This window comes from Curtobacterium sp. VKM Ac-1393 (assembly GCF_015350995.1).
Classification (GTDB): Bacteria; Actinomycetota; Actinomycetes; order Actinomycetales; family Microbacteriaceae; genus Curtobacterium.
Map to the genome: position 1 here is coordinate 321,018 of NZ_JADKRW010000002.1, position 12,215 is coordinate 333,232.

A 12,215-nucleotide genomic window follows, 5' to 3' on the forward strand; every position below is an offset into this window, starting at 1 on the left:
CACGGACCGACGTTTCGGCGCGCGAAGTGTGCAGATTTCGAAACCTCGGGGGACGTGAGCGGCGCGGCGGGCGGGAATGGACGGACGTGAGCGGCGCGTCGGACGTGAGCGGCGCGGCGCGTCAGCCCGTCGGGCGGACCAGGCCCGCCTCGTACGCCAGCACCACGGCGTGCACCCGGTCGCGGAGCTGGAGCTTCGCCAGCACCCGCCCGACGTGGGTCTTCACGGTCTGCTCGGCGATGAACAGGTCGCCCGCGATCTCGCCGTTCGACCGCCCGCGCGCCATCAGCATGAACACGTCCCGCTCGCGGTCGGTCAGGACGTCGAGCACCTCGGTACGGGGCGCCGCCGTGGACGGTCCGGCGACGAACGCCTCGACGAGGTGCCGGGTGACACGGGGCGCGAGCAGCGCCTCGCCGGCCGCCACGGTCCGGACCGCGGCCACGAGCTCGTCCGCACTGGCGTCCTTGAGCAGGAACCCGCTCGCCCCGGCCCGCAGCGCGTCGAACACGTAGTCGTCGATGTCGAACGTCGTCAGCATCACCACCCGGACGGGGCGGTCGGTGGGCCCCGCCGTGATCCGGCGCGTCGCCTCGATCCCGTCGAGCTCCGGCATGCGCACGTCCATCAGGATCACGTCGGGCTGCAGCCGGATCGCCAAGGCCACGGCCTCGGCACCGTTCGCGGCCTCGCCGACGACCTCGACGTCGTCCTGAGCCTGGAGGATCGCCCGCAGTCCCATACGGAACATCTGCTGGTCGTCGACCACCATCACCCGCGTCATCTGGTGCCTCCGTCGGCCGCCGGCGTGCGGACGGGCAGGGTCACCACGACCGTGAAGCCGCCGTCCGGTCCGGGTCCGTGGTCGATCGTGCCGTCGAGGGCGGTCACCCGCTCGCGCATCCCCGCCAGGCCGAAGCCGCCGTCGTCGGGTGGCGCGGTCGGGACGGTGCCAGCCGGCGGCGCGGCGTTGGCGACCTCGACCCGGAGACGCGAGTCGTGCCTCCTGACCGTCACCACGGTGGATGCGCCGGGCGCGTGCCGGGCGACGTTGCCGAGCGCCTCCTGCACGACCCGGTAGACGGTGAGCTGTGCGAGCCGGTCGACACCGTCGGCCACGTCGACCCGGAGCTCCACGGGGATGCCGGCCGCGCGCGTGGCCTGCACGAGGGCGGGCAGGTCGGCGAGGTCGGGCTGCGGCGCGCGCTCGGCGGCGGTGTCGCCGCGCAGGGTGCCGAGAAGCTGGCGCATCTCGCGCAGGGCCGTGCGCGAGGTCTCGGCGATCGCGGCGAACTCGACGCGGGCCGATGGTGGCAGGTCGGCGACCCGGTACGGCGCGGACTCGGCCTGCATGTGCACGACGGACATGCTGTGCGCGACGACGTCGTGGAGCTCGCGGGCGATCCGGGCGCGTTCCTCGACCGTGCGGCGGCGGGCCTGCTCCAGCTCGGCGTCGCGGCGCGCGGCGACGAGCTCGTCGCGGATGCTGCGGCGCTGCCCGATGACGACGGCGGCTGCGGCGAGCAGGAGCGTGTCGCCGGCGGACACCACGAAGCTCGTCGCCCACACCGCGGGCTGGTCCCAGCGCCCGGGTGTCACGGCGACGAGGACGAGCGGGAGCACGGCGGCGACGGCCCACACGACCGCGGTCAGCCGCCAGCTGGTGCGGACGCCCAGGACGACGAGCAGGACGCTGAGCCCGATGATGCCGGTGACCGGGATCGGCCACGGACTCGTCCCGACCGGGGCGGTGAGCAGGCCGAGGGCGGCGAGCCCGACGAGGTGGACGGCGGAGGCGGTGCGGGGGACGAACGGGACGATGCCGATGCTGGTGCAGAGGACCGCCGACACGAGCAGCGAGAGCGGGACCGCGACGTCGTAGTACACCGAGGTGACCGGCGCCGCGACGCTGAACAGCGCCACGACCACGACCGCGAGCCCGATCCGGGTCGCCAGGGGCAACCAGGTCGGTCGCGGGCGGAACAGGGCGGGGGTCACGGTCGGACGATCTCTCCGGTGGGGACGATGCGGGACGTGGCGGACGGGGTGTGCGCGACGGGTGTGGTGCTCGCGGTGGGCACGTCGGTCGCGGCCACGACCGCGGTGGCCGCACGCGCGGCTCGGGTGTCGCGCCTGCGGCTGATCGTACCGATCACCCGGTCCACCGCGATGCCGAGGCCCCCGGCGACGACCATCGACACCAGGGCGGCGACGAGCGGCTCGTGCAGCACCTGCGAGGCCGCGAGGGCGATCCCGACCGAGGTCGCGGACCACGCGGTGCCGGCGACCGCGCTGATGGCGAGGAACCGGCGGTACGGCAACCGGGTCGCGCCGGCGGTCATGTTCACCGCGACCCGGCCGACGGGGATGTAGCGGCCCACCAGGATGAGGCTGGCCGACCGGCGCTGCATCTGTCGCTCGGCGAACGCGAACGCCGCGGCGATCCGCGGTCGCCGCGATCGTGCCAGTCGGGTGAGCCCGATCCGGCGACCGATCCAGTACGCGATCGAGTCGCCGGCGATCGCACCCACGGCGGCGGCCACCAGGACCCCGGCGAGGACCGGCTGGCCCGAGGTGGCTGCGATGGCCGCGACGGCGACGAGCGCGGTCTCGCTCGGGACCGGCGGGAAGAACCCGTCGACGAGGCACAGGGCGACGAGCACGACGTAGACGAGCGGGCTCGCGGCCAGCTCGACGACGAACGGGGTGATCTGGTCGAACACGACGACGCTCCTTCGTGCCGACGGACCTCGCCGACGAGGACGACGCTACGGAGCGCCGAGGACCCTGCCATCCCGCTCCGGTCTCGGCGACCCCCTACCGCGGTATGACTTCCGTGCCGGCGTCGGCGGCGCCGTCCGGGTCGGCAGCCGTCGCCGCCGGCCGCGCTTCGACAGCCGTCGCCGCGGACTGCGCTTCGGCGGCAGCCGCTGCCGCTTCGCGGATCCGGCGGACCACGGCCGTCGTGGAGTGCTCGGGCACGTAGTCGACCATGACGACCTCGCCGCCGTAGGCCCGGACGACCGCCGTCTCGCGCAGCATCTCCGGCGAGTAGTCGCCGCCCTTGACGTAGACCTCGGGCCGCAGCCGTTCGATGAGCGGGATCGGGGTGTCGGTGGCGAAGACTGTGACCAGGTCGACGCACGCCAGCGCCGCGAGCACCCCGGCACGGTCCTCCGCCGGGTTGAACGGCCGCTCCGGCCCCTTGAGTCGTCGCACCGAGTCGTCGTCGTTCAGCGCGACGACGAGCAGGTCACCGAGGTCCCTGGCCTGCCGCAGGTACGTCGTGTGGCCGGTGTGCACCACGTCGAAGCACCCGTTCGTGAACACCACCCGGCGTCCGGCACGGCGGGCCCGGTCGACGGCGTCGGCGAGCTCGTCGTGGTCGACGACGGTGACGGCCGGAGCGGTCACCGACACGAGCAGGGCCGCGGCGCTGCACACCGATGTGCCGGCCTCGCGGACGACCACGTCGGCGGCGACCTGGGCCACGGACACTGCGTCGTGCAACGGTGCCCGGACCGCGAGCGCGACCGTCGCCGCGGCGCAGAACGTGTCGCCCGCGCCGGAGGTCTGCTGCTCGGACGCCGGGATCGCACGCGTGCGGAAGCCCTCGTCGGAGTCGCGGTCGAGCAGCACGGTGCCGTCGCGGTCGAGCGTGACGACGACGGCGCGGGCACCGGTCCGGGCGAGCAGGTCGGCGCGGGCGGCCACGACGGCGGGCACCCGGTCGGCGCCGGTCCCGAGGTCGCGTCCGAGGAGCGCGGCGGCTTCTCCGGCGTTCGGGGTGACGAGGTCGGGGCGCAGCGCCGCCCAACGGGCCAGGTCGTGCGCGTCGACGACGATCGTGCCCGGTCGGTCGCGGTCCAGGACCGGTACGACGTCCTCGGCTCGGACGCCCAGCCCGTAGTCGCAGACGACCGCGGCGTCGGCGCACCGGACCGCGCGGGCGACGGCGCGTGCCAGCCGCTCGTCGTGGTCGGCGGTCGGGGTGCCGGCGAGGTCGTCGACCCGGACCACCATCCGGTCGCCCCCGACCACGCGGGACTTCGTGGTGGTCCGTGCTCCGGCGACCTCGACCAGGAACGACGTGTCGACACCCGCGGTCGCGAGCCGCTCGCGCAGCACGGTCCCGGCGTCGTCGTCGCCGATGAGCCCGACGATCCGGACACGGGCACCGAGGGCACGGGCGTTGACGGCGGTGTTCGCCGCACCGCCCGGGACCGCGATGCTCTCCGTCACGCGCACGACGGGCGCGGGTGCCTCGCGTGAGACCCGTTCGGCAGTGCCGACGGTCCACCGGTCGAGGATGCAGTCCCCGATCACGACGACGAGCGGTTCGCGGTCGTCGATGGTCGCGACCAGGTCACGCACCAGGCGGACGTCGACGCTCATCGGGGGTCTCCGGCGGCGCGTGCGGGAACCGGTTCGAGGTGGACGACCGTCGTGGTGGTCAGCTCGTCGAGCAGGTGCGGCCCGTACCCGAAGCCGGCACCGGAGGCACCGCGCGGCTGGGCGCTCCCGCCCGGGGCACCGCCGAACACGGCGTTGACCTTCACGGTGCCGACCGGCAGTTCCGCCGCGGCACGGAGCGCGTGACCGGTGTCGTTCGTCAGGACGGTGGCGGCGAGGCCGTAGCGGTCCGCCGCGGCGAGCCGGAGCCCCTCGTCGAAGTCCCGCACGACGCGGACCGGGGCGACCGGACCGAAGGTCTCCTCGGTCATCACGAGCATGTCGTCCGTGCATCCGGTGAGCACGGTCGCCGGGTAGAACGACCCGGCGCCCTCCGGGACGACGCCACCGGTCCGCACCGAGGCACCGCGCTGCACCGCGTCGTCGACGTGCGACTGCACGGTGCTGCGGAGCCGGTCGTCGACGAGCGGGCCGTAGGTCGCGGCGGGGGAGGCCGTCCGGCGCGCCGCCTCGGCCACGAGTGCGGCGACGAAGGGCTCGGCGACGTCCCGGTGCACGTAGACGCGCTCGACGCTCGTGCAGATCTGGCCGGTGTTCGCGAACGCACCGAGTGCCACCTGCGCCGCCGCCCACTCCGGATCGACGTCGGCGTCCACCACGACCGCGTCGTTCCCGCCGTTCTCGCGGACCACGTGGGCACGGGTGGTCACCGCGGCAGCGGAGAGCCGGTCGCCGGTCGCGGTGGACCCGACGTGCGCGTAGACGTCGATGCCCGGCTGGACGAGGAGCAGTTCCCCGGTGGCACCGTCCCCGTCCACGCCGACGAGCACGCCGTCGGGCAGGACCTCGGCGAGCAGGGCGTTCAGGCGAGCGATGGTGGCGGGCGACCGCTCGCTGCCCTTGTGCACGACGGTGTTCCCGCTGACGATCGCGGCTCCGAGGACACCGCAGGCCACCGCGACCGGGTCGTTCCAGGGCGTCAGGGCGAGGACGACACCGCGCGGGTGCGGCACCGTCCAGTCGGCCGTGCCGAACCGGCCGCGCAGGGCCTCGCCCCGGTGCAGCGGTCCGAGCTCGGCGTACTGCACGAGCGTCCCGACGCCGGCCTCGACCCCGCCGAGCGCGTCGGCGGGCACCTTGCCGGTCTCGCGGGTGTTCAGGTCGGCGAGCTCCCGTGCGTGCGTGCGGACGTGCTCGGCGGCGGCGCGCAGCAGGGCACCGCGTTCCGCCGGCGCCGTGCGCGCCCAGGGGCCCGCCGCCGCCCGTGCGCGGGCGACCGCGGCGCGGACGTCCGACTCGGAGGCGCGGGGGACGGTGGACGCCACCGTCCCGTCGACGGGATCGGTCACCACCAGGTCCGTGGCGAGGTCGGCGGCTGCTGGTGCGATCGTCATGGGGGCCTTCCGGGCAGGGCGAGCGGGAGTCAGACCCTGCTCCGGGAGCGCTGGGCACGGACCCGGATCCGCGCTTCACGTCCACCACCGGTCCGGGCCGCCTCCGGCCCGGTAGACGAGGGTGGTGCAGCAGATCGGTGTGGGCGGAGAACGGTTCGACGGCGTGCGGGAGATCGCGGTGCTCCGCGGTGGGGGCATCGGGGACCTGATGTTCGCCCTGCCCGCGCTCGACGCCCTCGCCGCTGCCTACCCGGCGGCCCGGATCACGCTGCTGGGCACCCCGGCGGCGGCGGCGCTGCTCGAGGGCCGGAGCGACGCCGTGCACGCCGTCGAGGAGCTCCCGGTCGTGCCGGGCGTCCGCGACGCCGGCGACGACGCACCCACCGCCGAGGACTTCGCCGCGCGCCTGCACGGCCGGTACGACCTGGCCGTGCAGCTGCACGGCGGCGGTCGGAACTCGAACCCGTTCCTGCTCCGGTTGGGCGCTCGGCACACCGTCGGCACCGCGACCGCGGACGCCGAGGTCCTGGAGCGCTGGGTGCGCTACGTCTACTACCAGCACGAGGTGCTCCGCGCGCTCGAGGTCGTCTCCCTCGCCGGCGCCGCTCCGGTCACGCTCGACCCCCGGGTGCGCGTGACCGACGGCGAGCGACTGGCCGTCCGCGCCCGACTCGGCGTCGGCGGTCGGCTCGTCGCGATCCACCCCGGCGCGACGGATCCCCGCCGCCGCTGGGATCCGGAGCGGTTCGCCGCGGTCGCCCGAGCGCGGCTCGACCTCGGTGACGACGTCGTGCTCGTCGGCGACGCGTCGGACGCCCCCGCCGCGGACGCGATCGTCGGGGTCCTGCCTGCGGGTCTGGTCGGACGCGTGCACGACCTGACCGGCATGCTGTCGCTCCGCGAGCTGCCGGCCGTGCTCGCAGCCGCGGACGTCGTGGTCGGCGACGACTCCGGGCCGCGCCACCTGGCCGTCGCCGTCGGCACGCCCACCGTCGGCGTGTTCTGGTTCGGCAACGTCGTCAACGCGGGGCCGTTCGACCGCGGACGCCACCGCGTGCACCTGTCCTTCGTGACGCGCTGCCCGGTGTGCGGGGTCGACGTCACGCAGGTCGGTTGGACGGCCGAGCGCTGCGCGCACGATCCCTCGTACGTCGACGAGGTCGACCCGCAGGCCGTCCTGGCGGACGTCGCCGACCTGCTCCGCACCACCTGACCGACGGTGCGTGGATCAGTCGCCCCGGCGGGGTGGTCCGGTCCACCACCGGACGGGAGGCGCGGCGCACGACCGGCACCGTGCCTCCCGTCCGCCACCCGCTGGCCCTAGGGCCAGCTCGGCTCCGTCGCGGGCATGATCGACAACTCGCGGATCTCGCAACCGGCGGGCTGTGACAGCGCGAACAGGATCGCGTTGGCGACGTACTCCGGCTCGATGAGCTGCGCGTCCGGACCGGGCTTGTACTGCTCGGTGCGGTCGGCGAAGAAGTTCGTCCGCATGCCCGCCGGGATCACGTTCGTGACGCCGACGCTGCCGCCGGTCTCGGCGGCGAGGGCCTGCGAGAACCCGCGGACGCCGAACTTCGATGCCGAGTACGCGGTCCCGTCACCGACCCCGCGCAGGGCGAGTGACGACGACACCGTGACGACCCGGCCGTGCGACGCCGTGAGCGCGGGGAGCGCGGCACGCACGACAGCAGCGGTGCCGAGCAGGTTGACCGCCACGATCCGCTCCCAGGCGCCGGACGAGATCCCGCCGATCGGCGCCGGGGTGTCGATGCCGGCGGCGGTCACGACGGCGTCGAGTCCGCCGTGGCGCTCGGCGGCTGCACGCACGGCGTCCTCGGTGGCGGCCGTGTCGGTGACGTCGACCGCGACCGCGTCGATCCCGTCGGCGACGGCGGCGATCCGCAGGTCGAGGACGATCGGGGTACCGCCGGCCTCGGTGACCGCGGCGACGACCGCGGCACCGAGCCCGGAGGCACCGCCGGTGACGAGGACACGGCCGATGGGGGTGGTGGGGACGGGCATGGACTTCCTTCCGGAGGACGTGGAGCGGGACCTGGAGCGTGGGACCTGCCGGCTCAGCCGACGTGCGCGAGCGCGGCTGCGAGCCGCGTGGTGGAGCGGCCGGGGTGGAACGGCACCGTGACGACGTGGCCGCCCCACTCCGCGAGCGTCGCGGACTCGGGCAGCTCGCTCGCGGTGTAGTCGCCGCCCTTCGCCCACACGTCGGGACGGAATCGGCGCAGGGCCGCGTCGGGGGTGTGCTCGTCGAACACGACGACGGCGTCGACGCAGTCCAGCGCGAGCAGCAGTTCGACGCGGTCGTCCTGGGTCGTGATCGGCCGGTCGGGTCCCTTGAGCGCCCGGACCGAGCTGTCCGAGTTGAGGCACACCACCAGGCAGTCGCCGAGGGCCCGTGCCGCGGACAGCGTGCGGGCGTGCCCGGCGTGCAGCAGGTCGAAGCACCCGCCCGTGGCGACGACGGTGCCGCCGGCGCTCCGGACGTCGTGCACGGTGCGCAGGGCGTCCCGGTCGGTGCCCGGGACCGCGACCGGAGCGGGCTCGTCAGCGAGGAGCGCCGCCACGCCGCCCGCCGCGAGGTACCCCGACGCGGCGACGACACCGGCGGACACCGCCTCGGCGACGTCGGCACCCGAAGCGAGGGCGACGGCGACGCCCGCGGCCAGCCGGTCACCAGCGCCGCACGGGTCCCCGGTGCTGACGGAGGGGGCCGGCACGAAGCGGCTGTCCGTGCGGGCGTCGGCGACGAGCGCCCCGCGGTCGCCGAGCGTGACGGCGACCGCACCGACCCGCCACTGCGCGACGAGCGTCGCCGCGGCCACGGTCGCGAACGGCACGCCCTGCCCCTCGAGTCCGGTGAAGCCGCGGGCCTCGGCGGCGTTGGGGGTCGCGACGGTGATGCCCTCGACGGGCACGGCGCCCCTGGGGTGCGGGTCCCAGACGACGGGCACGTGCTCGGCGGCCCGGGCGATCGCGTCCCGCACGGCAGGCGCGGCGGCGACCCCGCGGCCGTAGTCGGCGACCACGACCGCGTCGACGTCGTCGAGCGCGGCGGTCATGGCCGGCGTCGCGGTGGGGACCGGCGGGGTCGCGCAGCCCTCGTCGATCCGGACCAGGGCGTGGTCGGCCACGCGCACCCGGGTCTTCACGGGCGTCGGTGCGCCGGACGGTCCGGCGACGACCGTGACGTCGGGGAGCAGGTCGCGGAGCTCCTGCGCCCGGGTGTCGTCGCCCAGGACGGTGACCAGGACGACCTCGTGACCGTCCCGCGCGAGCATGGTCGCGACGAGCCCGGCGCCCCCGGCACGGCGGACGTCGGTGGTGACGTCGAGCACGGGGACCGGGGCGTCCGGGCTGAGCCGGTCACTCGTCCCCGACACGTCGACGTCGAGCAGGGTGTCGCCGACGACCGCGATCCGGAGGCGACGTCCGACCGCGCGCGACGTCGGCCCGCGCGACGTCGACACGCCAGACGTCGACCCCCGTGCCGTCATCGTCGACCTCCGCGGCGCAGCGCGGGCTCCATGGCCCGGCAGAGGGCGTGCACGAGGACGAGCTGCGCCTCCTGCACGTTCGCGGACGCTCCGTCGATGCAGATCGCGTCGTCCACCGCCTCGGCCAACGGGTTGGGGCGTGGACCGGTCATCGCGATGGTCCGTGCACCGACGGCGCGGGCGGACTCGGCGGCGCGGAGCAGGTTCGGGCTCTTCCCGCTCGTCGACAGCAGCACCACGACGTCGCCGGCGCGGGCGTGCGCCGACACCTGCCGAGCGAAGACCTGGTCGAAGCCGTAGTCGTTGCCGATGGCGGTGACCGCCGAGCTCTCGGCGTGCAACGCGATCGCCGAGTACGCGGGCCGGTCGCCGTCGAAGCGTCCCGTGAGTTCCGAGGTCAGGTGCTGCGCCTCGGCCGCGGACCCGCCGTTGCCCGCGGCGAGCAGCCGTCGGCCGGCGACGAGTCGGCCGGCGACGTCGTCCGCCCACGCGGCGATGTGGTCGCCGTGCGCGACGAGCGACGCGATCACGGGGACCGATGCCGCGACGTGGGCGAGCACGATGCGGGCACTCGCGGTGACCTGCTCGTCGATCCCGGTCTGCTGGTCGATGCTCATCGTGCGGTCCTCTCCGTCGGCGTGACGGCGCGGGCGACCCGGCCGGGGTGGGTGGTCCGGGCGGCACCGAGCCGGGAGTAGACACGCTCGCTGTCCGCGGCGACCTGCTGCCACGTGTACCGCGCCTCGACGCGCTCCCGTCCGGCCAGCCCGTACGCCGCACGGCGGTCCGGGGCGTCGAGCAGGGCGCCGACGGCGGCGGCCACGGCGGACTCGTCGCGCGGCGGGACGTGCAGACCGGTCGCGTCCTCGACGACGGTGTCGATGAGGCCGCCGACCCGCGAGGCGACGACCGCGCGACCACAGGCCATCGCCTCGAGCGGCACGATACCGAACGGCTCGTACCAGGGTGCGCAGACGACCACGTCGGCACTGCGGTACAGGGCGGGCATCTCGTGCTGCCCGAGCTGTCCGCGGAAGGTCACGTGGTCGCGGACACCCAGCGACCGGGCCAGGGCGTCCAGGCGCTGGTGCTCCGGGTCGTCGGGCAGGTCGGCGCCCGCGACGCCCGCACCGCCGACCACGACGAGTTCGACGTCGCGGCCCTGCTCGACGAGCCGTGCCAGCGCGGCGATCGTGGTGCCGACACCCTTGCGCCGGACCAACCGCGACACCGTGAGCACCCGGTGGGCACGTCCCCGTGGCTCTGCGGCACCGTCGGGCCGGAAGCGCGTCACGTCCACCCCGCACGGCACCACCGAGATGTTGTGCAGCGGGACCCCGAGCGCCTTCAGCTCGAAGGCCTCGTCCGAGCAGGTGGCGACGACCTGGTCGACGCTCCGCCCGACGGCCGGCTCGACCCACTCGCGCTCGGCGGGGCTCGTGTCCGCCGCTCCCTGGTGCCGGCGCTTCACGACACCGAGTGCGTGGAAGGTCTGCACCACCGGCACCCGGGTCCCGCCGCTGCGGGCCTGCACCTGGGCGACGGCGTCGAGCGCAGCGTGACCGGACATCCAGAAGTGCGCGTGCACGACGTCGGGCCGGTCGACGAACCACTCGGCGGCCAGGACGGCGGCGAACGTGCCCATGTACGGGAACAGCTCGTCCTTCGGCACGGAGCGCGCCGGGCCGGCGTCGACGTGCACGACGTCGACGCCGGGTCGCAGCCGGACCCGGACCGCCTGCGAGGCGTCCTCGCGGCGCGTGTACACGGTCACGTGGTGCCCGCGGTCCGCGAGCGCCCCGGAGAGCTCCGCGACGTGGACGTTCTGTCCGCCGGCGTCCACCCCGCCGAGCACCGCGAGCGGACTCGCGTGCTCGGACACCATCGCGATCCTCACCGTCGGCTCCCGTCGAGCAGGGTGCCCGCCGCGCGGCGACGCGCGCCGCGCGTGACGGCGTCGTCGAGCAGGTCGTCCCAGTCCGCGGTGAAGCGTCCGAGCGCGTGCCGTGCGAGCACGGCCTCCCGCGCCACGGCACCCCGTCGGCGCGCCTCGTCCGGGTCGTCGAGCAGGATCCGGGAGGCCCGCACCAGCTCCTCGACGTCGGTCGCGATCGCGCCGGCACCGTCCGGGACCGTCCGGCTCGCGTCCGTCGCCGCGAGCACCAGCACCGGCATCGCCATGTGCATCGCCTCGAGCAGCGACAGCCCGAGCGAGGTCCACCGGTTCGGGTGCACGTACGCCCGCCGTTCGGCGAGCGCCGCGTGCATCGGGTCGGCGGGGACGTCGCCCCGGGGGACGACGCGGTCGCCGAGGCCGAGTTCCGACAGGCGTCCGGTGCCGATGCCCCACACGTCGACGGGTGCGACGGCGGCGAAGCGGGGGAGCAGATCGGTGCCGACGACGCGGTTCCGGCGGACGGGTTCGTTGATGACGACACCCAGACGGTCGAGTGCGCCGGTGTAGAGCGGCCCGGGGTCGACGACGCCGTGCTCGACGACGGTGGTCCGCGTGGAGCCGCAGTCCCACATCAGGGCGTTCCAGTGGGTCACGTGCGCGATCACCAGGTCGTCGTGGTCTCGGAGCGGGTGCCGGCTGTCCGGCACGGCGACGCGCGGGGCATTGTGCTCGACGAAGACCATCGGGACGTCCCGGCCGCCGAGCAGGCGCTGCGCGGTGTCACGTTCCTCGGTGCGCTGCAGGACGACGACGTCGATCTCGGCCTCGGCGACGTCGGCGGGGGCGATCTCGACGACGCTGTCCGGCCAGGCACGACCGCCACGGCCGAGGCCCCAGGCGTCCCGAGCCGGTGTCGTCGGCACCAGGTACTCGTGCGGGCCGCGGACGAACGCGTCCATCCAGCCGCCGTGCACGTGCCACACCAGGATGCGCATG

11 protein-coding genes are annotated in these 12,215 nt (G+C 75.1%); 1 reads left to right on the forward strand and 10 read right to left on the reverse strand.

The genetic code is table 11. The features are described from left to right. Positions 1-121: 121 nt before the first annotated feature. The 5 genes from ITJ59_RS05360 to ITJ59_RS05380 form a co-directional block, all read right to left on the reverse strand. The gene (locus ITJ59_RS05360) at positions 122-784 is read right to left on the reverse strand and encodes a response regulator (RefSeq protein ID WP_194650088.1); all 663 of its coding nucleotides are present in this window, start codon (positions 782-784) and stop codon (positions 122-124) included. Continuing rightward, the gene (locus tag ITJ59_RS05365; RefSeq protein WP_194650089.1) at positions 781-1,998 is read right to left on the reverse strand and encodes a sensor histidine kinase; all 1,218 of its coding nucleotides are present in this window, start codon (positions 1,996-1,998) and stop codon (positions 781-783) included. Before ITJ59_RS05365 ends, ITJ59_RS05360 begins: the two co-directional genes overlap by 4 nt. Continuing rightward, positions 1,995-2,723, reverse strand: coding sequence for a DedA family protein (locus ITJ59_RS05370; RefSeq protein ID WP_194650090.1), 729 nt, complete (start codon positions 2,721-2,723; stop codon positions 1,995-1,997). The genes ITJ59_RS05365 and ITJ59_RS05370 overlap by 4 nt, the downstream gene beginning before the upstream one ends. A gap of 94 nt (positions 2,724-2,817) precedes the next feature. Then, positions 2,818-4,395, reverse strand: coding sequence for a D-glycero-beta-D-manno-heptose 1-phosphate adenylyltransferase (gene rfaE2 / locus ITJ59_RS05375; protein ID WP_194650091.1), 1,578 nt, complete (start codon positions 4,393-4,395; stop codon positions 2,818-2,820). Beyond that, a complete protein-coding gene (locus ITJ59_RS05380; protein ID WP_194650092.1) occupies positions 4,392-5,807 on the reverse strand; it encodes an aldehyde dehydrogenase family protein in 1,416 nt (471 codons plus the stop codon). Before ITJ59_RS05380 ends, rfaE2 begins: the two co-directional genes overlap by 4 nt. A 124-nt stretch (positions 5,808-5,931) precedes the next feature. On the opposite strand from ITJ59_RS05380, the gene ITJ59_RS05385 reads away from it, so the two are divergent. Further along, positions 5,932-7,020 (forward strand): glycosyltransferase family 9 protein, encoded by a 1,089-nt coding sequence (locus ITJ59_RS05385; RefSeq protein ID WP_194650093.1) that lies wholly within the window; start codon positions 5,932-5,934, stop codon positions 7,018-7,020. Between the two features lie 107 nt (positions 7,021-7,127). Here the strand turns inward: ITJ59_RS05385 and ITJ59_RS05390 are convergent, their stop codons facing one another. The 5 genes from ITJ59_RS05390 to ITJ59_RS05410 are packed head-to-tail and all read right to left on the reverse strand — an operon-like array spanning position 7,128 to position 12,214. Next, on the reverse strand, positions 7,128-7,832 hold the full coding sequence (locus tag ITJ59_RS05390) for an SDR family oxidoreductase (protein WP_194650094.1): 705 nt from the start codon (positions 7,830-7,832) through the stop codon (positions 7,128-7,130). A gap of 53 nt (positions 7,833-7,885) precedes the next feature. After that, on the reverse strand, positions 7,886-9,295 hold the full coding sequence (locus ITJ59_RS05395) for a PfkB family carbohydrate kinase (protein WP_323749410.1): 1,410 nt from the start codon (positions 9,293-9,295) through the stop codon (positions 7,886-7,888). Between the two features lie 23 nt (positions 9,296-9,318). Next, complete coding sequence (locus ITJ59_RS05400) at positions 9,319-9,939, reverse strand: D-sedoheptulose-7-phosphate isomerase (RefSeq protein WP_194650096.1); 621 nt, start codon at positions 9,937-9,939, stop codon at positions 9,319-9,321. Then, positions 9,936-11,219 carry a glycosyltransferase gene (locus ITJ59_RS05405; RefSeq protein ID WP_194650097.1) on the reverse strand — a complete coding sequence of 428 codons (1,284 nt, stop codon included), beginning with the start codon at positions 11,217-11,219 and terminating at the stop codon, positions 9,936-9,938. The genes ITJ59_RS05400 and ITJ59_RS05405 overlap by 4 nt, the downstream gene beginning before the upstream one ends. Next, a complete protein-coding gene (locus ITJ59_RS05410) occupies positions 11,216-12,214 on the reverse strand; it encodes a glycosyltransferase (protein WP_194650098.1) in 999 nt (332 codons plus the stop codon). Before ITJ59_RS05410 ends, ITJ59_RS05405 begins: the two co-directional genes overlap by 4 nt. Position 12,215: the final 1 nt, after the last annotated feature.